At 59.8% G+C, this 24,045-nt stretch carries 22 protein-coding genes and 1 pseudogene; 16 read left to right on the top strand and 7 right to left on the bottom strand.

What is annotated here, in order from left to right; genetic code table 11:
• Positions 1–64 precede the first annotated feature (64 nt).
• Positions 65–841 carry an SDR family oxidoreductase gene (locus HU724_RS12095; protein WP_186568972.1) on the top strand — a complete coding sequence of 259 codons (777 nt, stop codon included), beginning with the start codon at positions 65–67 and terminating at the stop codon, positions 839–841.
• Between the two features lie 48 nt (positions 842–889).
• Here the strand turns inward: HU724_RS12095 and HU724_RS12090 are convergent, their stop codons facing one another.
• The gene (locus HU724_RS12090) at positions 890–1,783 is read right to left on the bottom strand and encodes a LysR family transcriptional regulator (protein WP_186568971.1); all 894 of its coding nucleotides are present in this window, start codon (positions 1,781–1,783) and stop codon (positions 890–892) included.
• 95 nt (positions 1,784–1,878) lie between these two features.
• On the opposite strand from HU724_RS12090, the gene HU724_RS12085 reads away from it, so the two are divergent.
• Positions 1,879–3,045, top strand: a complete 1,167-nt coding sequence (locus tag HU724_RS12085; RefSeq protein WP_186568970.1) for an MFS transporter — start codon at positions 1,879–1,881, stop codon at positions 3,043–3,045.
• A gap of 12 nt (positions 3,046–3,057) precedes the next feature.
• On the opposite strand, the gene HU724_RS12080 is transcribed toward HU724_RS12085, so the two are convergent.
• Complete coding sequence (locus HU724_RS12080) at positions 3,058–4,233, bottom strand: XylR family transcriptional regulator (RefSeq protein ID WP_186568969.1); 1,176 nt, start codon at positions 4,231–4,233, stop codon at positions 3,058–3,060.
• Between the two features lie 284 nt (positions 4,234–4,517).
• On the opposite strand from HU724_RS12080, the gene xylA reads away from it, so the two are divergent.
• The 6 genes and pseudogenes from xylA to HU724_RS12050 all read left to right on the top strand — a co-directional run bounded on the left by xylA (position 4,518) and on the right by HU724_RS12050 (position 10,933).
• The gene (gene xylA / locus HU724_RS12075; protein WP_071171939.1) at positions 4,518–5,834 is read left to right on the top strand and encodes a xylose isomerase; all 1,317 of its coding nucleotides are present in this window, start codon (positions 4,518–4,520) and stop codon (positions 5,832–5,834) included.
• A 147-nt stretch (positions 5,835–5,981) separates the two neighbouring features.
• Positions 5,982–6,983 carry a D-xylose ABC transporter substrate-binding protein gene (xylF, locus tag HU724_RS12070; RefSeq protein ID WP_186568968.1) on the top strand — a complete coding sequence of 334 codons (1,002 nt, stop codon included), beginning with the start codon at positions 5,982–5,984 and terminating at the stop codon, positions 6,981–6,983.
• A gap of 157 nt (positions 6,984–7,140) precedes the next feature.
• On the top strand, positions 7,141–8,697 hold the full coding sequence (gene xylG / locus HU724_RS12065) for a D-xylose ABC transporter ATP-binding protein (protein WP_110599153.1): 1,557 nt from the start codon (positions 7,141–7,143) through the stop codon (positions 8,695–8,697).
• Entirely contained in the window at positions 8,698–9,834 is a 1,137-nt protein-coding gene (locus HU724_RS12060) for a sugar ABC transporter permease (protein ID WP_186568967.1), read from the top strand.
• A gap of 28 nt (positions 9,835–9,862) precedes the next feature.
• Positions 9,863–10,165: an isochorismatase family protein gene (locus tag HU724_RS12055; protein ID WP_225927680.1), complete on the top strand. Its 303-nt coding sequence runs from the start codon at positions 9,863–9,865 to the stop codon at positions 10,163–10,165.
• A 13-nt stretch (positions 10,166–10,178) separates the two neighbouring features.
• Positions 10,179–10,933, top strand: a pseudogene (locus HU724_RS12050) (cytosine permease).
• A 467-nt stretch (positions 10,934–11,400) separates the two neighbouring features.
• Here the strand turns inward: HU724_RS12050 and HU724_RS12045 are convergent.
• Positions 11,401–11,619, bottom strand: a complete 219-nt coding sequence (locus tag HU724_RS12045; RefSeq protein WP_186568965.1) for a hypothetical protein — start codon at positions 11,617–11,619, stop codon at positions 11,401–11,403.
• A gap of 445 nt (positions 11,620–12,064) precedes the next feature.
• Here HU724_RS12045 and HU724_RS12040 point away from each other — a divergent pair, with 445 nt between their 5' ends.
• The 7 genes from HU724_RS12040 (at position 12,065) to HU724_RS12010 (ending at position 19,121) form a co-directional block, all read left to right on the top strand.
• Positions 12,065–12,322 (top strand): DUF6555 family protein, encoded by a 258-nt coding sequence (locus HU724_RS12040; RefSeq protein WP_039758965.1) that lies wholly within the window; start codon positions 12,065–12,067, stop codon positions 12,320–12,322.
• 273 nt (positions 12,323–12,595) lie between these two features.
• Complete coding sequence (dctP, locus tag HU724_RS12035; RefSeq protein WP_122506975.1) at positions 12,596–13,591, top strand: C4-dicarboxylate TRAP substrate-binding protein DctP; 996 nt, start codon at positions 12,596–12,598, stop codon at positions 13,589–13,591.
• 62 nt (positions 13,592–13,653) lie between these two features.
• Complete coding sequence (locus HU724_RS12030; RefSeq protein WP_024012587.1) at positions 13,654–14,286, top strand: TRAP transporter small permease; 633 nt, start codon at positions 13,654–13,656, stop codon at positions 14,284–14,286.
• On the top strand, positions 14,283–15,566 hold the full coding sequence (dctM, locus tag HU724_RS12025; RefSeq protein WP_016774319.1) for a C4-dicarboxylate TRAP transporter large permease protein DctM: 1,284 nt from the start codon (positions 14,283–14,285) through the stop codon (positions 15,564–15,566). The genes HU724_RS12030 and dctM overlap by 4 nt, the downstream gene beginning before the upstream one ends.
• A gap of 83 nt (positions 15,567–15,649) precedes the next feature.
• Entirely contained in the window at positions 15,650–16,600 is a 951-nt protein-coding gene (locus HU724_RS12020) for a TAXI family TRAP transporter solute-binding subunit (RefSeq protein ID WP_186568964.1), read from the top strand.
• A 71-nt stretch (positions 16,601–16,671) separates the two neighbouring features.
• Positions 16,672–18,699, top strand: coding sequence for a TRAP transporter permease (locus tag HU724_RS12015; RefSeq protein ID WP_186568963.1), 2,028 nt, complete (start codon positions 16,672–16,674; stop codon positions 18,697–18,699).
• Positions 18,696–19,121, top strand: a complete 426-nt coding sequence (locus HU724_RS12010) for a DUF1850 domain-containing protein (RefSeq protein WP_186568962.1) — start codon at positions 18,696–18,698, stop codon at positions 19,119–19,121. Before HU724_RS12015 ends, HU724_RS12010 begins: the two co-directional genes overlap by 4 nt.
• Here HU724_RS12010 and HU724_RS12005 read toward each other — a convergent pair whose 3' ends face one another.
• From HU724_RS12005 to HU724_RS11990, 4 genes are all read right to left on the bottom strand, one after another.
• Positions 19,122–19,856 carry an NADPH-dependent F420 reductase gene (locus HU724_RS12005; RefSeq protein ID WP_186568961.1) on the bottom strand — a complete coding sequence of 245 codons (735 nt, stop codon included), beginning with the start codon at positions 19,854–19,856 and terminating at the stop codon, positions 19,122–19,124.
• Positions 19,857–19,918: 62 nt separating this feature from the next.
• A complete protein-coding gene (locus HU724_RS12000; protein ID WP_186568960.1) occupies positions 19,919–20,350 on the bottom strand; it encodes a MarR family winged helix-turn-helix transcriptional regulator in 432 nt (143 codons plus the stop codon).
• A gap of 141 nt (positions 20,351–20,491) precedes the next feature.
• Positions 20,492–21,799, bottom strand: coding sequence for a C4-dicarboxylate transporter DctA (dctA, locus tag HU724_RS11995; RefSeq protein ID WP_016774313.1), 1,308 nt, complete (start codon positions 21,797–21,799; stop codon positions 20,492–20,494).
• 102 nt (positions 21,800–21,901) lie between these two features.
• Positions 21,902–23,071, bottom strand: a complete 1,170-nt coding sequence (locus HU724_RS11990; protein ID WP_024012582.1) for a mandelate racemase/muconate lactonizing enzyme family protein — start codon at positions 23,069–23,071, stop codon at positions 21,902–21,904.
• A gap of 98 nt (positions 23,072–23,169) precedes the next feature.
• Between HU724_RS11990 and HU724_RS11985 the strand changes: the two genes are divergently transcribed.
• Complete coding sequence (locus HU724_RS11985; protein WP_186568959.1) at positions 23,170–24,045, top strand: LysR family transcriptional regulator; 876 nt, start codon at positions 23,170–23,172, stop codon at positions 24,043–24,045.

Genomic DNA, 24,045 nt, shown 5'->3' with positions numbered 1-24,045 from the left:
CGGTCATCGACGAGAGAGAAATCTACGACGCGACCCATCAATTCCGAGCGCTGGAGATTTCGCCATGCTGAATTCAGGATTGACTGGCAAGCGGGTCCTCGTCACTGGCGGCACCAAGGGAATCGGCAAAGCAGTGGTCGAGTGGTTCCTGGCCGAGGAGGCAAAGGTCATCACTTCGGCTCGGCAAGTGGATGTCGAAATGCCGGGCGCACTGCTGGTTGCGGCTGATCTTTCGACCCGGGAAGGTTGTGACCTACTCATCGCTGCGGTCGAACAGCAACTGGGCGGCGTCGACATAGTGATCCATGTTCTGGGTGGCTCGTCGGCCCCCGGTGGTGGTTTTGCAGCGCTGGACGAGGAGCAGTGGCAACGCGAGCTCAATCTGAATTTGCTGCCAGCGGTGCGCCTCGATCGCGCCCTGCTCCCAGGCATGCTCGAGCGCCGGGATGGCGTGGTGATCCATGTCACCTCCATCCAGAGTCGACTGCCACTGCCGGAATCCACCACAGCGTACGCGGCGGCCAAGGCTGCGCTGTCGACCTACAGCAAGAGCCTGTCGAAAGAGGTGTCGCCCAAAGGGGTCCGTGTGGTTCGGGTTTCCCCGGGCTGGGTCGAAACCGAAGCTTCGGTGGCATTGGCCGAGCGACTCGCGCAGGAGGCAGGCACTGACTATCAGGGTGGCAAGGACATCATCATGCAAGCCTTGGGCGGTATCCCGCTCGGCCGCCCATCGACGCCAGCAGAAGTGGCTGAGCTGATCGGGTTAGTGGCGTCGCCGCGAGCGGCGTCGATCACAGGAAGTGAATTTGTGATCGACGGCGGGACCATCCCGACAATCTAGCCGCCAGCCTGCGGGTCAAGGACGACTCGCTGAATCCGACCGGCACGCTTACATCCGATGCTGCTCCAGCAAAAAATCCACAAACAACCGCACCCGCACCGGCATCGCCGCGCCGCCGACGAACACCGCATGAATCGGCTCCTCATCGCCCGGGTTAAACGTTTGCAGCAGCGGGATCAGCGTGCCGCGCTGCAAGTCTTCCCTGACGGTGAACTCGCCAATGCGCGCAACGCCTGCGCCGAGCCTGGCGAACTGGGCCAGTGCTTCGCCGCTGCTGCATTCGATGTTGCCGCTGACTTTCAGCGAGAACTCCTTGCCGTCGCGGATAAACGGCCAGTTGGCTTCGGCGCGGCGGAAGTTGAAGCGCAGGCAGTTGTGCTTGAGCAGGTCTTCGGGTTGCTGAGGCGTGCCATGACGTTGCAGATAGTCGGGCGATGCCACCACGACCTGGCCGGTGTGGCCGAGCCGGCGTGCGGTCAACGGGCTGTCGGGCAGATGGCCGAAGCGGATGGCGACGTCCGCCTGACCGGCAAGGATGTCGACTACTTCGTCGCCAAGGCTGAGGTCAACGACGATGTTCGGGTAACGGGCAGTGAAGGCTGCGACCAGTGGCACAATGGTCAGCCGTCCATGGCCAAGGGCGGCACTGACACGCAAGCGGCCCTTGGGTACGCCTTGATCGGTAATGGCCCCTTCCACTTCGTCCATGTCGGCAAGAATTCGCCGGGCACCGCGCAGGAAGGCCTCGCCCTCGGCGGTAAACGTCAGCGCGCGGGTGGTGCGCAGCAACAGACGAGTGCCGAGTCGTTGTTCGGCGCGGGCGATGATCCGACTGACCGCCGAAGGCGTCAGCCCCAGCGCACGCGCAGCCGCTGAGAGGCTGCCCTCCTGCGCCACGGTGACGAACACACTCATTTCCCCTGACCTGCCGTTGAAGTCCATTCGTGCCTCTTACGCAAAGGTGATTGCCAAAATCGCCATCTACCGCCGGAAAACGATGGATCGTAGCATTGGCGGCATAGATGAGGAGACTTTCCATGCGTATCAATCCACCACTTGTTGCACTCGCTGTCGGCGCCTTTGGCATCGGCGTCACCGAGTTCGCGCCGATGGGCATGTTGCCCGGCATCGCCGCCGATCTCGGCGTTTCCATTCCCGCTGCGGGGTTGTTGGTCAGTGCCTACGCCTTGGGCGTGCTGCTCGGCGCGCCGCTGATGACCCTGACCACCGGCAAGATCCCGCGGCGCTATCTGCTGATCGGGCTGATGGCGATTTTCACCTTGGGTAACCTGATGTCAGCGCTGGCCACCGATTACTCCAGCCTGATGGTCGCCCGAGTGATCACCTCGCTCAATCACGGTGCGTTCTTTGGGGTGGGCTCCGTGGTCGCCGCCAGCGTGGTCGCGCCGGAAAAACGTGCCGGCGCCGTGGCGGCGATGTTCATGGGCCTGACGTTGGCGACCATCGGCGGTGTGCCGCTGGCAGCCTGGTTTGGTGACCTGTTTGGCTGGCGCACGGCGTTCTGGGGCATTACCGGCCTCGGCGTGCTGACCATGATCGCCTTGTGGTTCGCCCTGCCCAATCTGAAAGCAGAGCAAGGCGCGGGGGCGCTGGCGGAAATTCGTGTGCTAGGCCGAGGTCCGGTACTGGCCGCGCTGGCCCTGACCGTGGTCGGCTCAAGCGCAATGTTCACTGTGTTCACTTACATCGCGCCAATTCTCAGCAGCGAAACCCACGCGTCCGCCGCGTTCATCACCGCCATGCTGGTGTTGTTCGGAATCGGTTTGACGCTGGGCAACATGTGGGGTGGCAAGGCTGCCGACCGTTCGATCGACCGCACCCTGATCGTGTCGCTGAGCGCATTGATTGTGGTGTTGCTGGCGTTCACGGTGCTGATGCGCTGGCCGCTGCCGGCCGCCGTGGCCATTCTGATCTGGGGTATCGCCAGCTTCGCTCTGGTGCCGCCGCTGCAGATGCGCGTGATGGAAGCGGCCAAAGACGCGCCGAATCTCGCTTCGGCGGTGAACATCGGCGCGTTCAATTTCGGCAACGCGATCGGCGCGGCGCTGGGTGGCGCGGTGATCAATGCCGGGCTGGGTTATCCGGCGATTTCCCTGGCCGGCGCGGCGATGGCTGGTCTGGGCCTGCTGATGGTGCTGACGTTCGCCTGGCGCTCCAGAGCCAGTGCCGCTGCGCTGGCGTAAGTCTTCGCAGCGCTACGCCCCGCCCTGCTGATATTCGCGGGGCGTGCAGCCGAACTCGCGACGGAACACCGTGTGCAGATATTGCGCAGACTTGAAGCCGCAGGCCTGGGCAATGTCGGCAATCGCCGCATCGGTGTTCTTCAAACCGCTGGTAGCCGCCGCCAGTTTGAAACGCAGAATCTCGTCATGCACGCTGCAACCGCGCTCGGCGCGGAAATGCGCTTCCAGCGATGAGCGCGACACCCCGACATACGCCGCCACTTGCGCGGTCTTGATGCCCTGACAGGCATATTGGCGGATGAACAGCAGCGCTTGCATGACGTAGGGATTGCCCAGCGATTGGTGCAGGCTCGACACCTGCACGTTGACCGCGTCCGGCGGAATCAGAATCTGCGTGCCGGTGGACGGCATGCCGTGGAGCATCTGGTGCAGCAATTGCGCAGCGGTGCGGCCCATGGTTTCGGTGCCCTGAATCACTGAACTCAGCGGTACGCGAGTCAGGCTGCGGGTCAGCGGGTCGTTATCGATGCCGATCAGCGCGACCTGCTCGGGCACGGCAATGCCGGCGGTCAGGCAGGCTTGCAGCAACTGCCGGGCGCGGGCGTCGCTGACGGCGATGATGCCGATCGGTTTCGGCAGGCTGTGCAGCCAGGCGATCAGTTGTTCGACGGCGCTGTCCCACAGCGGCGCGCTGGTGCCCATGCCGCGATAGATCTCGGCGTGCAGGCCGTCTCGTTGCATCAGTTTGCGAAAGGCCTTTTCCCGCTCCTGCGCCCAGCGATTGGCCTGCGCTTCCGGCAGGCTGAAACAGGCAAAGCGCTGCAACCCCGCCTCGACCAGATGCGAGTAAGCCAGGGTGATCAATGCGTTGTTATCGGTGGCGACATAGGGAATCGCTTTCGGATAAGCGCGAGCATCCTCGTAGGAACCGCCCACCGCCACCACCGGCAAATGAATGTCGGCCAGCGCCTCGCCAATCAGCGGATCGTCGAAGTCGGCAATGATCCCGTCGCCCTGCCAGCGCTCGATGCCTTTCAGGCGGCAGAGAAAATCCTCTTCCAGAAACAGGTCCCAGGAAGCGCGGGTGCTGCTCAGGTAGTTGCCAATGCCGCTGATGATGCCACGGTCGTAGATCTTGCTGCCGTTGAACAACAGGGCGATGCGGTGCACGGGCGGTAGGCTCTTCATTCAGTATCCGGATTTTGCGTCAAGCCATTCGCGAGCAGGCTCGCTCCCACACGGTTTTGTGAACGACACGAATCAAATGTGGGAGCAAGCCTGCTCGCGAAAGCGGCCTCAAATTATTTTTGTTCCGGGCCGCCATGTCGCGGCGACGATGGACACAGACTAGGCCTGCGCGCGCTGAAGCTCAATACGCAAAATCGCACTCGCAGTTGAGGCTTTTCATAATCAGCGGGCACGGGGCCGTTGCTAGTATCGAGACACCGCCAAGAACAACAAGGACAAGGTCCATGCAGTATTTCCCCAATATCGAGCCGGTTCGCTACGAAGGCCCGAACAGTGATTCGCCCCTCGCATTCCGTCACTACGACGCCGACAAGCTGATCCTCGGCAAACCCATGCGCGAACACCTGCGCATGGCCGCCTGCTACTGGCACACCTTCGTCTGGCCGGGCTCCGATGTGTTCGGTGCCGGCACCTTCAAACGCCCATGGCAACGCAGTGGCGAACCGATGGAACTGGCCATCGGCAAAGCTCAAGCCGCATTCGAGTTCTTCAGCAAACTGGGCATCGATTACTACTGCTTTCACGACACGGACGTCGCCCCAGAAGGCAACTCGCTGAAGGAGTACCGCGAACACTTCGCGCAAATGGTCGATCGCCTCGAACAGCATCAGGAACAAAGCGGCATCAAGTTGCTCTGGGGCACCGCCAACTGCTTCAGCAATCCGCGTTTCGCCGCCGGTGCCGCGAGCAATCCCGATCCGGAAGTGTTCGCCTGCGCCGCCGCGCAAGTGTTCAGCGCAATGAATGCCACCCATCGGCTCAAGGGTTCCAACTACGTGCTGTGGGGCGGTCGTGAAGGTTACGAAACTCTGCTCAATACCGACTTGAAACGCGAGCGCGAACAACTCGGGCGTTTCATGCGCATGGTGGTCGAGCACAAGCACAAGATCGGTTTCACCGGTGACCTGCTGATCGAGCCCAAGCCGCAGGAGCCGACCAAGCACCAGTACGATTACGACAGCGCCACGGTGTTCGGCTTCCTCCAGCAGTACGGTCTGGAGAAGGAAATCAAGGTCAACATCGAGGCCAACCACGCGACCCTGGCCGGCCATAGCTTTCATCACGAAATTGCCACTGCCGCCTCGCTGGGGATTTTCGGCAGCATCGACGCCAACCGTGGCGATCCGCAAAACGGCTGGGACACCGACCAGTTCCCCAACAGCGTCGAAGAAATGACCTTGGCGACCTATGAAATCCTCAAGGCCGGCGGTTTCAAGAATGGCGGTTTCAATTTCGACTCCAAGGTGCGCCGGCAGAGCCTCGACGAGATCGACCTGTTCCACGGCCACGTTGGCGCCATGGACGTTCTGGCCTTGTCGCTGGAACGCGCCGCCGCGATGGTCGAGAACGATCAACTGCAAGTGCTCAAGGACCAACGCTACGCCGGCTGGCGTCAGCCGTTCGGGCAAGCGGTGATGGCGGGCGACTTCAATCTCGAGTCGCTGGCCGAGCACGCGTTCAGCAACGAGTTGAACCCGCAAGCCGTCAGCGGCCGCCAGGAAATGCTCGAAAACATCGTCAACCGTTACCTGTATCGCTGATCGCCAAGGGAGGCTGCCGACGCAACGACGCTGTGACAATTGCACGACAATTCTGTGCCTGCTGCGTCGGCAGATTCTCTACAGTTCTACCAGCCCGATTCATCGTCAGGCCGTGTCTTTCCAACAAAAATAAAAGGACGCACCACCATGAAGAACTTGAAACGTACGCTGTTGGCCAGTGCCCTGGCGTTGTTGGCCCTGCCGGTAATGGCCGACGCCACCCACCCGAAAATCGGTTTCTCCATTGACGATCTGCGTCTGGAACGCTGGTCGCGCGATCGCGATTACTTCGTCGCGGCGGCAGAAAAAATGGACGCCAAAGTCTTCGTGCAATCGGCGGACGCCAACGAGCAGAAGCAGATTTCGCAGATCGAAAACCTCATCTCTCGTGGCGTCGATGTGATCGTCATCGTGCCGTTCAACGCCACGGTGCTGACCAATGCGGTGGCCGAAGCGAAGAAAGCCGGGATCAAAGTGGTGTCTTACGACCGGCTGATTCTCAACGCCGATGTCGACGCCTATATCTCCTTCGATAACGAAAAGGTCGGCGAGATGCAGGCCGGCGGCGTGCTGAAAGCGGCGCCCAAGGGCAATTACTTCTTGCTGGGTGGCGCGCCCACCGACAACAACGCCAAGATCCTCCGTGAAGGCCAGATGAAGGTGCTGCAACCGGCCATCGACAAGGGTGATATCAAGATCGTCGGCCAGCAGTGGGTCAAGGAATGGAACCCGACCGAAGCGCTGAGCATCGTTGAGAACGCCCTGACCCGTAACGACAACAAAATCGACGGCATCGTCGCCTCCAACGACGCCACCGCTGGCGGTGCCATCCAGGCACTGGCCGCGCAGCAGCTGGCCGGCAAGGTGCCGATTTCCGGTCAGGACGCCGACCTCGCAGCAGTCAAACGCGTGATCGCCGGCACGCAAACCATGACCGTGTACAAACCGCTGAAACTCATCGCCTCCGAAGCAGCCAAGCTCTCGGTGCAACTGGCGCGCAACGAAAAACCGGCCTACACCTCGCAGTACGACAACGGCAGCAAGAAAGTCGACACCATCCTGCTCACGCCAACGCCGTTGACCAAGGACAACATCGACTTGCTCGAACAGGACGGCTTCTACACCAAGGCGCAGATTGCCGGGCAGTGATCCGGTCGTAAATCTTGATCAGACCTGTGGGAGCGAGCCTGCTCGCGAAAGCGGAGTGTCAGTCAGTAAAGCTCTGGCTGAAAAGGCCCCTTCGCGAGCAGGCTCGCTCCCACACAGGTTCAGTGGTGTTTGAGTCCTTGGTATACGAGCCTTTTCCATGTCCGACTATCTGCTGCAAATGAACGGCATCGTCAAAACCTTCGGCGGTGTCAAAGCGCTCAACGGCATCGACATCAAGGTCCGGCCCGGTGAATGCGTGGGCCTGTGCGGCGAGAATGGCGCCGGCAAGTCGACGCTGATGAAGATCCTTTCGGCGGTCTATCCCCATGGCACCTGGGACGGCGAAATCCTCTGGGACGGGCAGCCGCTCCGGGCGCAGTCGATCAGCGAAACCGAAGCCGCCGGCATCGTCATCATCCATCAGGAACTGACCCTGGTGCCGGACTTGTCGGTGGCGGAAAACATCTTCATGGGCCATGAGCTGACGCTGCCGGGCGGGCGCATGAACTACCCGGCGATGATCCACCGCGCCGAAGCGTTGATGCGTGAATTGAAAGTGCCGGACATGAACGTGTCGCTGCCGGTTTCGCAGTACGGCGGCGGTTATCAGCAACTGGTGGAAATCGCCAAGGCCCTGAACAAACAGGCGCGTCTGCTGATTCTCGACGAGCCCTCCTCGGCCCTGAGCCGTTCGGAAATCGAAGTGCTGCTCGACATCATCCGCGACCTCAAGGCCAAGGGCGTCGCCTGCGTCTACATCTCGCACAAACTCGATGAAGTCGCCGCCGTGTGCGACACCATTTCGGTGATCCGCGACGGCAAACACATCGCCACCACCGCCATGGCCGACATGGACATTCCGCAGATCATCACGCAGATGGTCGGGCGCGAAATGAGCAACCTTTATCCGAGCGAGCCGCATGAGATTGGCGAGGTGATTTTCGAGGCGCGTCACATCACTTGCTACGACGTCGACAACCCCAAGCGCAAACGGGTCGACGACATTTCCTTCAGCCTCAAGCGCGGCGAGATCCTCGGCATTGCCGGGCTGGTCGGGGCCGGCCGCACCGAACTGGTCACCGCACTGTTCGGCGCTTACCCCGGCCGTCACGAAGGCGAAGTCTGGCTAGACGGCCGACCGATCGACACGCGCACGCCGCTGAAAGCGATCCGCGCCGGCCTGTGCCTGGTGCCCGAAGATCGCAAGCGTCAGGGCATCATTCCCGATCTCGGTGTCGGTCAGAACATCACCCTCGCCGTGCTCGAGAGCTATTCGAAAATGACCCGCATCGATGCCGAAGCCGAGCTGGGCTGCATCGACCGGGAAATCTCCCGTCTGCATCTGAAGACCGCAAGTCCGTCCCTGCCGATCACCAGCCTGTCGGGCGGTAACCAGCAGAAAGCCGTTCTGGCGAAAATGCTGCTGGCCAAACCGCGCGTACTGATTCTCGACGAGCCGACCCGAGGCGTGGACGTCGGCGCCAAGTATGAGATCTACAAGTTGATGGGCGCGCTGGCCGCCGAAGGCGTGTCGATCATCATGGTTTCGTCGGAACTGGCCGAAGTGCTTGGCGTGTCCGACCGCGTGCTGGTGATCGGCGAGGGCCAATTGCGCGGCGACTTCGTCAACCATGAACTGACCCAGGAACAGGTACTCGCCGCCGCCCTCAGTCAGCCGGGCAGCCATAACAATAATGATCGGAAAACCGCGTAAATGAATCAGGTCAAACAACTGTTCACCCGCTACAAGATGCTCGCGCTGGTATTTGCCGTGGTGCTGATCTGGCTGTTCTTCAGCTGGCAGACCGAGGGCGGCTTCCTCACTCCGCGCAACCTTTCCAACCTGCTGCGGCAGATGTCGATCACCGGCATCCTCGCCTGCGGCATGGTGCTGGTTATCATCAGCGGCGAGATCGATTTGTCGGTGGGCTCATTGCTCGGCCTGCTCGGCGGCCTCGCGGCGATACTCGACGTGGTCTATCACATTCCGCTGCTGGCGAATCTGAGCCTGGTCGCCCTGTGCGGCCTGATGATCGGCCTCGCCAACGGCTACATGGCGGCGTACTTGCGCATACCGTCATTTATCGTCGGCCTCGGTGGTATGTTGGCGTTTCGCGGCATTTTGCTGGGGATCACCGGCGGCACCACCATCGCCCCGGTATCGCCGGAGCTGGTCTACGTCGGCCAGGGTTATCTGCCCCACGCGATCGGCACCGGTCTGGGGATTGTGCTGTTCGTGCTGACGATTTTTCTGACCTGGAAGCAGCGACGCAATCGCGCCTTGCATGGCCTGGCGGCGCATTCGCTGGTGCGTGATGTTGTGCGCGTGCTGGTGATCGGCGCGGTGCTGGCGGGTTTTGTTCAGACCCTCAATAGCTATGGCGGCATTCCCGTGCCGGTGCTGCTGTTGCTGATTCTGCTCGGCGTGTTCAGCTACGTCACCAGCCAGACCGTGTTCGGCCGCCGGGTCTATTCGGTCGGCAGCAACATGGAAGCCACGCGCCTGTCAGGCATCAATGTGCAGGCGGTCAAGCTGTGGATTTTCGGCATCATGGGCGTGATGTGCGCCCTCGCCGGCGTGGTCAACACCGCACGCCTCGCCGCCGGCTCACCGTCCGCCGGCAGCATGGGCGAGCTCGACGCCATCGCCGCCTGCTTCATCGGCGGCACCTCCATGCGCGGCGGCTCCGGCACCGTCTACGGCGCCCTCCTCGGCGCACTGGTGATTACCAGCCTGGATAACGGCATGTCCATGCTCGACGTGGATAGCTACTGGCAGATGATCGTCAAGGGCAGCATTCTGGTCTTAGCGGTCTGGGTGGATGTGAGTACGCGCACGGCGCGGCGTTGATCGCGGCAAATCTGGAGATATCATCGGCGTGCTGACGGATGTGTGTGTCATGAGCAGTCTGTTCGACGCCTATCAGCACGACTTCCAGATCAGCCTTGTCGCTGACGCCTGTAGTGCGACTACAGAGGGAGCGCATTACTCGGCACTGTTCATCCTTTCCAACTGGCTGTACGGGCTGGAGCTCTTCACCACCGAGCAGTTGTCGAGACGCTGGAACAACGAGCCGGCAACATCGCTTCGAACCGCAGAACCCGATCACCTCGCCTTCCAGCCAGATGAATTCCCACAAGTCGTAGCGCGCTTTCAACGCCGCCTCGTCGACGCCTGCTGAAAGGAGAACAGACATGAAAGTTGAAAAACGCAGCATCGACTTTATCCCAGAGAGCGAGCGTCACGGTCGGCCCCGTTCCCTGTTCTTCGTCTGGTTTGGTGCCAACGCCAACATCACCACGGTAGCGGCTGGAGTGTTGCCCATCAGCCTGGGACTCAATCTTTTCTGGAGTGCGCTATCGATCCTTATCGGTTCGCTGATTGGTGCAATCTTCATGGCTTCGCACTCCGCGCAGGGGCCGAGACTGGGTATTCCGCAGATGATCCAGAGCCGGGCACAATTCGGGGTTTTCGGCGCCATCGTCCCGCTGCTGTTCGTCATGCTTATCTACTTGGGCTTTTTCGTCAGCAACACGCTGTTGGCTGCTCAGGCGGTGAGCGACCTGAGCCCGTTGAGCCCTCTGGCGCAGGGCGACTTTCTGCAGTTCTTCCTGAATTTCATCTTTTTCATGAGCTACTTTCTGATCCCCTGGACGGCGATCAATCTTGTCGACTACTACGCGCTGCGCAAAGGCGTTTACCGGATTACCGACATCTTCGATCCGGCAGGTATCTACGGTCGGGTGAACTGGACAGCAATCGCAGTATTCCTTTGCACCATTGCTCTGGAGATTCCGTTCATGAACACCTCGATGTACGTCGGGCCTGTTGCCACCAGCCTGCAAGGCGTCGACCTGGCGTGGGCGTTGGCTTGCTGTGCCCTGCGTGCGCTTATTACGCCCTCATGCGCCGGCGCGGTTCGCTGTTGATCAAGGCATCGCAAGTTTGATGCTCGCAGGCTAAGAGCGTTTGTGCTCTTTTATCGGAACAGTACTGAGGCCCGTATTCACGGGCCTCTTCCTTCCTGTGCAGCCTTGCGCCGCCGCTCAAGATCCGGCCATTGTGCCGATGGCCGACTCACCCCGCATGTAACGCAAACGTACACATCCGCTTCAAGCCCCAAATAATATCCCTTGCGTATATAGGGATGGGTGCACTTTATTACTTTTGAAGAAACAGGATTCATAGCTTTGTGCCACTACGTAACAATCGAGAGAACTTGACGATTGAATTGCAGGTAAACCCAGCCATTCGTTTAACAGCTTGCCTGCTTAATAAGATCCTGCTGTTTACGATGGTATTAATCTTATTGACGGGGACCTGACCAACGGCCCAATCAATTCGCTGCTGTTATACAAGCGCAGCGCTAATCGCTGGCTTTTTACCATCCGCCTCGTTTGAAAGCTGAAGCGAACATCAGCGTTTCGCTGATGGCTTGAACTGACGATCAATTTCCAACATCTTCGCGGCACACAAGGCCAGGCGCTGACTGATCACCCGCTCCTGCTCGTTTTTGAGACATTTTTCACAAAGCCCGGCATGTCCGGCACTTGCCTTATAACGCTCCGCTTGCGGCGAGGTTTTGTACAGCTTATTGCACTTTGTACAAGTGTGGCGCAGCTCGTCGTTTTCCATGGCCCTTCTTCCTGTCAAGGCACAATCGGGTCATTAACCATTACATGAGCTTCGCTGAATCTGTACAGGAAATTGTTCGTTTATCGCCTCGCTTGCGAAGCTTGCTAACTAAAATATTCCACTGGTTAACTGCACCAACGTACCAATTTTACAGTATCGGCAGCGATCTACAGATTACGCGCTAGTTAAACGCAGCGATGTTCCTCGTCAATATCAAATGACATTCAAACGCCATCACACCGGACAAGCGTCGATATATTTTGCCGTTTCGCTTAGTTACGCTGATCAAACTTTCGCAATCACATAAGGAGCGTTGTTATACCGCAAGCGCATGCTTGTATAAGTAATTTTTCAACCGGTGCGGACGCATGTCGAGATGTTAGAAAAAACTGTGAATTTCCTGGCGCGAGGAACATCCCTCTTTCATGAGTAACAGGAGAGCCTCATGAGCCAGACAGATTTGTACATGATCAAGTACCGACTTCACGGTGTGCCCAAATCCTTCATTATCCGCGCCAAATTGATGAACAACGCAGAAGCCTGGCAGTGGGCGAGTTGTGATGCCGGCTTGACGCCAATTCCCAAGCCAGGCCGGCCTCCATTGAAGCGCTTCTCGAAACCGATGGCCGAGCGATTCGGCGTCACCGACGTGCAATGGCACGAATCAAAGGCCGTGTGTTGGGACGAGGACCTGGCGATATGACAATCCCGCGCCGCCAACCCGAGGCCTATCTGCCCGGTTCACCTTCAGCAGCGGGCACTTGAAATTCAAACATCACTCATTGCCGGGTAATCCCCATACCGTTCACGGCCCTGACGGAACCACGTACTCAGTTCACTCGCCACTGTTTTGCGGTTTTCTGGTCAATTCCCCGGCAAATCAGATATTTCTGCCTAGACTTGAACATGTCTCGGCACTTTAACGCGTTCAGCGCGTCGAGCGGTCATCACAATAAAAACAAGAGGAATCACCCAGATGCTCAGATCTCTGTTCAGCGCACTTGCCTGCGCTTTGGCGGTAAGCAGCATGAACCCGGCCATGGCGGCAGACCCGGTGATCATAAAGTTCTCGCATGTGGTCGCTGACCAGACGCCCAAGGGGCAAGGTGCGTTGCTGTTCAAGAAACTGGTCGAGGAACGCTTGCCGGGCAAGGTCAAGGTCGAGGTGTATCCCAACTCCTCGCTCTTTGGTGACGGCAAGGAAATGGAAGCGCTGTTGCTCGGCGATGTGCAGATGATTGCGCCGTCGCTGGCCAAGTTCGAGCAGTACACCAAGACCGTGCAGTTGTTCGACCTGCCCTTCCTCTTCAATGACATCAACGCTGTCGACCGCTTTCAACTGAGCCCGCAGGGTCAGGGCCTGCTCAAATCCATGGAAAGCAAAAACATCACCGGCCTGGCTTATTGGCACAACGGCATGAAACAACTGTCGGCCAACAAGCCACTGCGTGTACCCGCTGATGCGCGCGGCTTGAAGTTCCGGGTGCAGGCCTCGGCGGTGCTGGAAGAGCAATTCAAGGCGGTGCGCGCCAATCCGCGCAAGATGAGTTTTGCCGAGGTATATCAAGGCCTGCAGACCGGTGTGGTCAACGGCGCAGAGAATCCTTACTCGAACATCTACAGCCAGAAGATGCATGAAGTGCAGAAATACATCACTGAATCCAACCACGGTGTACTGGACTACATGCTGATCACCAACACCAAGTTCTGGAACGGCCTGCCACCCGACGTGCGCAGCGAACTGGACAAGATCGTCGTGGAAGTCACCACCCACGTGAACAAGGAAGCCCAGCAACTGAACGAGGGTGACAAGCAGCGCATCCTTGCCGCCAAAACCACGGAAATCATCACGCTTACGCCAGAAGAACGTGCGCAATGGCGCGACGCGATGAAACCGGTGTGGAAGAAGTTCGAAGGCGAAATCGGCGCTGAGCTGATCTCTGCCGCCGAAGCCGCAAACCAGGCGCAATAATCGCAAGGCAGGCGCCGCTGCGTCGGCGCCTGCCCGTCTTCACTCGACGTGAGATGCCATCCATGAAAGCGCTTCGGCGAATCTGGGAACACTTCGAGGAAGGCTTCATCGTCTTCCTTCTGGCGGCCATGACCCTCGTCACGTTTGTCTACGTGATCCTCAATAACTTCTACAGTCTGTTTTACTGGCTCGCCGATCATTGGCCGGCAGCGAGTGTCCCGCTGTTCGCCGTTGGCGATCAGATCATGGGCATGGCGCAGGCCATGACCTGGAGCACCGCCCTGACCAAAGCGCTGTTTGGCTGGCTGATTTTTTTCGGCCTGGCCTATGGCGTGCGCACCGCCGGGCATATCGGTGTCGACGCACTGGTCAAACTGGCGCGCAGATCGGTACAGCGTTACATCGGCATCCTCGCCTGCCTGTGCTGTCTGGCCTACGCGGGGCTGCTTGCCGTCGCCAGCTTCGAATGGATCGAAACCTTGATGAACGCCGGTATCGGTGCCGAGGATCTCGGCCATTTCGGCGTGATGCAGTGGCATATCGGGTTGATCGTGCCGCTGGGCTTCGCGCTGGTGTTCATCCGCTTCGCTGAAATTCTCCTGCGCATCCTGCTTAACCGTCAGACCGGCCTCGGCCTGGCCGATGAAGCGGCCGACGCGCTGAAACTTGCCGAACACGAGGATGACAAGCCATGACCATCGCCTTCCTGTTCGTGGCCCTGTTCGCCTTGATGTTCATCGGCGTGCCGATCGCCATCTCGCTGGGGCTGGCCGGCTCCCTGACGATCATTTTCTTCAGTCCCGACTCGGTGCGCTCGCTGGCGATCAAACTGTTCGAGACCTCGGAACACTACACGCTGCTGGCCATTCCGTTTTTCCTGCTGGCCGGGGCCTTCATGACCACCGGCGGCGTCGCCCGCCGGCTGATCGACTTCGCCAACGCCTGTGTCGGGCATATTCGCGGCGGCCTGGCCATCGCGGCGGTGCTGGCCTGCATGCTGTTTGCCGCCCTCTCCGGTTCAAGTCCCGCCACGGTCGCTGCGGTGGGCTCGATTGCGATTGCCGGGATGGTCCGTTCCGGCTACCCGCAGGCGTTCGGCGCAGGGATCATCTGCAACGCCGGTACGCTGGGCATCCTGATCCCGCCGTCGATTGTGATGGTGGTTTACGCCGCCGCTACAGAAACCTCCGTGGGCAAGCTGTTCATGGCCGGCGTGGTGCCTGGCCTGCTGCTGGGCACGGCATTGATGGTGGCGATCTACATCGTCGCGGTGAAGAAAAATCTGCCCGCCTTGCCGCGTGCGACGCTTCGCGAGTTTCTGAGTACGGCACGCAAGGCAATATGGGGCCTGTTGCTGATGGTGATCATCCTCGGCGGCATCTATTCGGGCATGTTCACCCCGACCGAAGCTGCCGCAGTGGCAGCCGTCTATTCGGCCTTCATCGCTTTGTTCGTTTACAAGGATCTGACCTTTCGCGAGACCCCTAAGGTTCTGCTCGACTCGGCCAAGCTGAGCATCATGCTGATGTTCATCATTGCCAACGCCATGCTGTTCGCCCACGTGCTGACCACCGAACAGTTACCTCAACAAATCACTGCCTGGGTGATCGACGCCGGCCTGACGCCGGTGACGTTCCTGCTGGTGGTCAACATTGTGCTGTTGATTGCCGGCGCGTTCATGGAACCGTCAGCGATCATCCTGATCCTGGCGCCCATCCTTTTTCCTATCGCGATGAAACTGGGCATCGATCCGATTCACCTCGGCATCATCATGGTGGTCAACCTTGAGATCGGCCTGATCACGCCACCGGTGGGCCTGAACCTGTTCGTGACCTCGGCGGTGACCGGCATGTCCTTGCCCGCCACAGTCAAAGCCGCGATGCCCTGGTTGTCGATTTTGCTGTTGTTCCTGATCCTGATTACTTACGTGCCATGGATCTCACTGGTGCTGCCGAACTGGCTGGGGATGAACTGACGTCGTGACGATCACGTTCAGCCGGGACCGGCTAGAGTGCAATCACTCTGCTTAAAACCATAACAAGACGGAGAAGTGCCCCCATGCGAGTCAAAACACGCTTTGCCCTGCTGGCCGCCGCCACGCTGACCCTTAGCAGTGCTGCGCAGGCCGCGCCCGTGTTCATCAATATCCTCACCGGCGGAACCAGTGGGGTTTACTACCCGATCGGGGTCGGTCTGTCGCAAATCTACAGCGACGGTATTGCCGGCTCGAAGACATCGGTGCAGGCCACCAAAGCGTCGGTAGAAAACCTCAACCTGCTACAGGCCGGTCGCGGCGAATTGGCCCTGGCTTTGGGCGACTCAGTGGCCGACGCCAAAAACGGCGTGGAGGACGCCGGTTTCAAAGCGCCACTGACCAAATTGCGCGCCTTGGGCGGCGCCTATCCCAATTACATTCAAATCGTCGCCAGCAAAGAGTCGGGGATCAAAACCCTCGCCGATCTCAAGGGCAAGACCATCTCGGTCGGCGCCCCTAAATCCGGCACCGAATTGAATGCGCGGGCGATATTCAAGGCGGCCGGCCTGACCTACGAGGACATGGGCAAGGTGCAATATCTGCCGTTTGCCGAATCGGTGGAATTGATCAAGAACCGGCAACTGGATGCCACCCTGCAGTCGTCGGGACTGGGCATGGCCGCCATTCGTGACCTGTCGTCGGTGATGCCGCTGAACTACGTCGCCGTCCCGAGCGAGGTGGTGACAAAAATCGGCAATCCGGCGTATCAGAGCGCAATGATCCCGGCCAACACCTACGACGGACAGGCCGAAGCCGTGCCCACCGTGGCAATCACCAATATTCTGGTGACCCGCGCCGACCTGCCGGATGACGTCGTCTATGACATGACCCGCCTGCTGTTCGACAACCTGGGGCGCTTGGGTAACTCCCATTCGGCGGCCAAGGACATCAAGCTGGAAGCGGCTGCGAAAAACCTGCCGATCGCGCTGCACCCCGGCGCCGAGCGCTACTACAAGGAAAAAGGCGCTTTATAAGCGCTTGTGCGCAGTGGCGTGACGGCCACTGCAGCGTCAATTCCTTTGCGTGGTCATGAGGAAGGCAGCCAATGAGTGACGAGCATCACGGTATTTCCGCGAACCCGCGAGACTGGCCGAAAACCCTGTTTTACGTAGCGTTGCTGTTCTCGATTTTCCAGATCGTCACCGCAGCCTTTTCCCCCCTCTCCAGCCAGGTGCTGCGTGCGGTGCACGTCGGCTTCCTGCTGTGGGTGGTGTTTCTCAGTTACCCCGCACGCGGCACAGACCGTCCATGGCAACCGCTGGCGTGGCTGCTGAGCCTGGCCGCCATCGCTACCGCGCTGTATCAATGGGTGTTCGAGGCCGATCTGATCCAGCGTTCCGGTGACCTCACCTCGGCCGACCTGATGATCGGCATCGTGTTGATCGCCCTGGTTTTCGAAGCCGCGCGACGCGTGATGGGCATTGCGCTGCCGGTGATTTGCGGGCTGTTCCTGGCGTACGGCCTGTTCGGGGAATACTTGCCCGGCGAACTGGCCCATCGCGGCTACGGTTTCGACCAGATCATCAATCAACTGTCGTTCGGCACCGAAGGGCTGTACGGCACGCCGACCTACGTATCGGCGACCTACATTTTCCTGTTCATCCTGTTTGGCGCATTCCTTGAGCAGGCCGGCATGATCAAGCTGTTTACCGACTTCGCCATGGGCTTGTTCGGGCACAAGCTGGGAGGCCCGGCGAAAGTGGCCGTGGCCTCGTCGGCCTTGATGGGGACAATTACCGGCTCCGGGATTGCCAACGTCGTGACCACCGGCCAATTCACCATCCCGCTGATGAAGCGCTTTGGCTATCGCGCCGCGTTCGCCGGCGGCGTGGAAGCCACCTCCAGCATGGGCAGCCAGATCATGCCTCCGGTGATGGGCGCGGTCGCCTTCATCATGGCTGAAACCATCAATGTGCCCTTCGTCGAAATCGCCAAGGCGGCGCTGATTCCGGCCCTGCTGTATTTCGGTTCAGTATTCTGGATGGTCCATCTGGAAGCCAAGCGCTCCAACCTCAAGGGCCTGCCCAAAGACCAATGCCCCAGCGCTTGGGGCGCGGTTAAAGCCCGCTGGTATTTGCTGATTCCTCTGCTGGTTCTGGTGTACCTGCTGTTTTCCGGACGCACACCGCTGTTCTCGGGCATGGTCGGCCTGGCATTGACCGCCATCGTGATTCTCGGCTCAGCGATCATTTTCCGGGTGCACAGCTTTGGCCTGCGTTGTGCGTTCTGGATTGCACTCGGCGTGCTCTGCACAGGTTTTTTCCAGCTTGGCATCGCGGTGATTTTTGCAGTCATTGCCGTCCTGGTGCTGGTCTGCGCTTTCATCAAGGGTGGTCGCGACACGCTGCTGATCTGCCTGCACGCGCTGGTCGAGGGCGCCCGCCACGCGGTACCGGTAGGCATCGCCTGCGCACTGGTCGGCGTCATCATCGGCATCGTTTCGCTCACCGGCGTCGCTTCGACGTTCGCTGGCTACATTCTCGCCATCGGCCGCGACAACCTGCTGCTGTCGCTGATCCTGACGATGATCACTTGCCTGGTGCTGGGGATGGGCATTCCGACCATTCCCAACTACATCATCACCAGCTCGATCGCCGCGCCCGCCCTGCTGGAGCTGGGCGTGCCACTGATCGTGTCGCACATGTTCGTGTTCTACTTTGGCATCCTCGCCGACCTGACCCCGCCGGTCGCCCTCGCCTGTTTTGCCGCCGCACCGATCGCCAAGGAAAGCGGCTTCAAGATCAGCCTGTGGGCGGTGCGCATTGCGCTGGCCGGTTTCGTCATCCCGTTCATGGCGGTCTACAACCCGGCGCTGATGCTGCAAGGCGACAACCTGTGGGCGACTGCCTACATGCTGATCAAGACTCTTCTGGCGGTTGGTCTGTGGGGCATGGCGTCTACCGGTTTTCTGCAACAGAAAATGCTGCTTTGGGAACGTTTGCTGAGTCTTGGTGCGGGCGCCCTGCTGATCGTGGCACTGCCAGTGACCGATGAAATCGGCTTCGCATTCGGGATTCTGGTAATCGTGCAACACGTCTGGCGCTCGCGGCGCGCAGCAGCGGCCAATGCATGATCGGCTTGTGCCTGGGTCTGGCCGGCAGTATCTGGGCACAGTTGCCGGTAGCGAATTTCACCCTGGCCTGGAACCACAGCATCGAAAAGATCCGTTGGGAGGAAGACTACCGCGTCACGGCCCAAGGGCTGGTTCTTGAGCAGGCCAGGGTTCGCGGCAACGGCGCAGGCATGGAGATACCCGACGATGCCCGGCTGGAGAACGGCAGTTGGCATTTCCGACGCCCCTTGCCGCCGCTGCAACCACTGCAATTGGGCCGAACCCCGCAGGCCGGCGATTACCAGTTATGCATGGATGGCAAGTGCGAACTGGTCAGCCGATGGGTTGGGCCGGCCACTGTCAGCGAGCCGTTTTTGCAGTTGTGGGGGTGTGAGATGACCACGCTATCGCCATCGCATGAACGCCAAGCCGCTCATTTCTAATCAAGCGGTCATTTCCCGATTGATCGCAACCATCTGCTCGCGGGTGAATTCAGTGTCGGGGGCCATGAATCGGGCCATCAAGGCATCGCGGTTCAGCGGCGCGCGGGCCTTGTCCGCAGCTTCGAGCGCCTGCTTCAGTTCCGGCAAGGTCAGTTCGGTGCAGTAAGCCGGGGTCCCGGGTTGTTGACGCCATGACTCCTGAAGGCTGCCCGCAGCGAGCGCGGTGAATCCGGTTTCTTCGACCAGATCCTGCGCGATCGCCTCGGCACGCACATCATCGCCGGCGACTGGCAAGGCGATGCGAGTTGCGGATTCGGCAGATTGACCTTGATCGGCCAGCGTAGCGGCGAGTACGGCATTCCACGCTTTGATCAGCGGGCGGCCGATCTGCTCGCTGACCCAGACGCTTTCAGGTTTGCCCTCGTCCACTTCCTTGATCGCCCCGTCACGCTGCGGATAGTAATTGGAGGTATCGATGACCACGACTTGCTCGGGAACCTGGCTCAGCGTCTGCTTCAAATCAGGGTATCGGGCGAAGGGAATCGACAGGATGATCACATCGACATCGGACACAGCCTGCTCTTTGGTGACAGCCTTGGCACCGACTTCTTCAGCGAGTGCCTGAATGCTTTGCGGGTCTTTCGAGTTGGCCAGTTTGATCTTATGACCGCACGCAGCCAGCTTGCGCGCCAGTGTTGCGCCGATGTGGCCGGCGCCGATAATTCCGATGTTCATTTCAAAACCCTCTCTGTTACGTGTGTTATCGCCCGGTTGAGCGCGCTTTTGGACTGGTGGGCTCAGTCAGCCGCCGGATGGGCAAGCGCATCCAGCGTCAGACGAAGCGCCTCAATCCCCTGCTCATCAAGCTGGCAGGCCGTCTTGATCTTGCCGGTGATGGCTCTGATGTCGTCTTCCATGGCCCGGCTTTCGGGCGTCAGGTCGATCAGCACGCGGCGCTCGTCTGCCGGATCGCGCTTGCGCGTGACCAATCCGGCGCCTTCCAGACGTTTGAGTAGCGGCGTGATGGTTCCCGCGTCCATGGCCAGGTAAGTGCCGAGTTCGCCCACAGACAATGGCGCGCCATACAGAAGCTGCAGGATCACCAGATACTGCGGAAAGGTTAAGCCCAGTGGTTCCAGATACGGCTTGTGCAAACGCACGACACGGTTGGCAGCGGCGTAGAGTGCAAACGACAGCTGCGTTCCCACGTGATTTCGGTTCGAGCTCATTTAATAGTTCGCTATTGTATAGTGCACTATATGTTTCATGAGTACGAAAGGAGTGTCAACCCAGGCAGCCCGTGCGGTGTCGATCAGCATCTCTGTCAGCGATCCGGATCGCCAACAGAGGTGCTAATCGCCACGCTTGGTTTACTTGTGCGCCAGCAGCGCCTTGCGTGCAGCCTTGGCGTGTTTCATGGCGGCGATTTCCCGCTCGCACGCTTCGACATCGAAGGAGTTGTCCCACTTGGCAATGGCAATGGTGCCGATGCCGTTGCCGATCAGGTTGGTCACCGCTCGCGCCTCGTTGAGGAAGCGGTCGATGCCCAACAGCAACACCAGGCCCACCAGAGGTATCGAGTGAATGGTGGTGAGCGTGGCCGCCAGGGTCACGAACCCTGCTCCCGCCACGCCGGCCGAGCCCTTGGAGGTCAGCAGGAACACGCCGAGCAGGATCATCTGGTCCATGAAGGTCAGCGGTGTGTTGGTCGCCTGGGCGATGAAGATCGCCGCCATCGTCAGGTAGATGCAGGTGCCGTCCGCGTTGAAGGTGTAGCCCGTCGGCAGGACCATGCCGACCACGGATTTCTTGCAGCCGAGTTTTTCCAGTTTGACCATCATTCGCGGCAGCACCGCCTCGGTCGAGCAGGTGCCGAGCGTGATCAGGATTTCATCTTTGAAATAACGCAGAAACTGCATCAACGGCATGCCCGACCATCGCGCCACCGCACCCAAAACAACGACGATGAAAATCAGCGTGGTGATGTACAGCGCGACCAGCAACTGCCCCAGCGACAGCAGAGTGCCGATGCCGTATTTACCGATAGTGAACGCCATGCCAGCCCCCGCGCCCAACGGCGCCAGACGCATGACCATCGCGACGATTTTGAACAGACCTTGCAGGAACAGATCGATGGTGTTGATCAGCGGTTTGCTGGTTTCGCCCATCTGCACCAAGGCGACGCCCATCAGCACCGACAACAGAATCACTTGCAGCATGACGCCATTGGAGAAAGCGCCGAGGAAGGTGTGCGGAATGATATTGAGGAAGAATTCGACGAGGCCGCCCTGCTCGCTCGCCGCCTGGCTGTATTTGTTGACAGCGCTGCCATCGAGGGTGCCGGCGTTGATGTTCATGCCGGCGCCGGGCTTGACCACGTTGACTACGATAAGGCCGACCACCAGTGCGATGGTGGAAAGAATCTCGAAGTAGATCAGCGCTTTCACACCGATCCGTCCGACCTCTTTGATGCTGCCCATCTTGGCGATACCGACTACGACGGTGCCGAAAATAATCGGCGCCAGGAGCATCTTGATCAGCTTGATGAAACCGTCGGCAAACGGCTGTAGCTTGGCGCCGATGTCGGGCACGAAGTAACCGATGGCAGCGCCGATGACGATGCCGATCAGCACTTGCACATAGAGCTGGCTGTACCAGCGTGATTTTGAAGTTTCCACGGAAGCACCTCATTTTATTGTTGTGGTGGGCATGTGGCTTTGGCGTCGAGGATGACGCCTGAAAGTGCGGCCTCGGCGAACGAGGCCGCAGGTGAAACCGAATCAGCCCTCGCCCAGTTCGCGCATGACGGCATACAGCGCAGATTTGGCTTCGAAGCCGACACCCGGAATATCTGGCAGCCCGACGTAGCCGTTTTCCACGCGGATGCCATCGGCAAAACCGCCGAACGGCTGGAACACGTCCGGGTACGATTCGTTGCCGCCCAGGTGCAGACCGGCAGCGATGTTCAGCGACATCTGGTGACCGCCATGTGGCACCACGCGACGCGAAGACCAACCCAGCTCTTCCATCACTTTCAGGGTGCGCATGTACTCGACAAGACCGTAGGACAGCGCGCAGTCGAATTGCAGGTAGTCGCGGTCCGGGCGCATGCCGCCGTGGCGCAACAGGTTGCGGGCATCCTGGTGAGAGAACAGGTTTTCGCCGGTGGCCATCGGCAGTTCGTAGTGATTGGCCAGCTCGGCCTGGAGCGCATAATCCAGCGGGTCGCCGACTTCTTCGTACCAGAACAGGTTGTACTTCTTGATCGCTTCGGCGTAGGCGATACCGGTCTGCAGATCGAAGCGGCCGTTGGCGTCGACCGCCAGGCGCTGGCCGTCGCCAACCACTTCGAGCACCGCTTCGATGCGGCGGATATCTTCATCCAGCGGCACCGCGCCAATCTTCATCTTGACTACGTCGTAGCCACGATCCAGGTAGCTCTGCATTTCCGCCTTGAGCTTGCTCTGGTCCTTGCCCGGGTAGTAATAACCACCGGCCGCATACACCCAGACTTTGTCATCGGCCACACCGTTGCGATAACGATCGGCAAGCAGGCGATACAGTGGCTTGCCTTCGATCTTCGCCACCGCGTCCCACACCGCCATATCGATGGTGCCGACCGCTACTGAACGCTCGCCATGCCCGCCCGGTTTTTCGTTGGTCATCAGGGTTTTCCAGATGGCGAACGGATCGAGGTTATTGTTCTCGTGATCAATCAGGGTTTCCGGGTCGGCTTCAGTGATCCGCGCCAGAAAGCGATCGCGCATCAACGCGCCCTGGCCGTAGCGACCATTGGAGTTGAAGCCGTAACCGATGACCGGTTTGCCGTCGCGAATCACGTCGGTAATGACCGCGACGACCGAGCAGGTCATCTTCGAAAAATCGATATAGGCATTGGCGATCGGGGAAGCAATGGAGACGGTTTTTTCACGGATATCGACGATACGCATGACGGGTTCCTCTTGTTGTGGTGACCCAACGTTATGCGTTGCGACGACACCCGCCCAATGCTATTAATGCCGCGCCCTATGCACAGGAGGCATTGCCCTTGGAACTGGTTTGGCTTGAGGATTTTTCAGCACTGGCCGAGTACGGCAGCTTTGTCCGGGCCGCTGAAGCGCGCCATGTGACGCAGCCGGCGTTCAGTCGCCGAGTGCGCTCGCTGGAGAACTGGATGGGTGTCGAATTGTTCGTGCGCACCCCGCAAGGTGCAACGTTGACCGAGGCCGGCAGGCAGATTCTGCCCAGCGCCCAGGAAGCGGCCAGACGCTTTTACCGCATGCGCTCCGAGGCCCAGGAAGTGGCTGGCATGGCGGCGAAAACCTTGCAGTTTGCTGCCACTCACTCGCTGTCATTCACCTTCTTCCCACGCTGGTTGCGCAGCGCCGAAAGTGGCGCGCCGATCGATGCGGTTCGCCTGCATTACGACAGCATGGCCGTGTGCGAACAGATGCTGATTCATGGCCAAGTGCAGTTCCTGCTGTGCCACCGCCACCCCGACGTTCCGCCATTACTGGCGCCGGATCAGTTCATTGGCAAGAAGGTTGGCGAGGATGTACTTGTACCGCTGGCGAGTGCTTCAGCCCAGTTCGGCACGTCGCCTGAAACCCTGCCCTATCTGGCCTACACCCACGAATCCGGCCTGGGCCGAATCGTCGCCCACAGACTGCATGGCAAGGCTGATTATCTGCACCTGAAACCGCTGTTCAGCAGCCACTTGGCCGCAGTGCTGATGTCGATGGCGCTGGAAAGCAAAGGCGTGGCCTGGCTGCCGAAAAGCCTGACCGAACAGGAAATGGCTGACGGGCGTCTGGTCAGGGCACTGGATGAAAGTTGGGATATTCCCCTGGAAATCCACCTGACTCGCCCGACGGCACCGATCAGCCCTTCGGCCGAGGAGTTCTGGGCGAAGCTGGGCGAGTGA

It is taken from the genome of Pseudomonas iranensis (assembly GCF_014268585.2).
In the GTDB taxonomy this organism is placed as follows: Bacteria; Pseudomonadota; Gammaproteobacteria; order Pseudomonadales; family Pseudomonadaceae; genus Aquipseudomonas; species Aquipseudomonas iranensis.
Note: the sequence above shows the minus strand (reverse complement) of the source record. Positions and strands in the feature narration are given on the sequence as shown.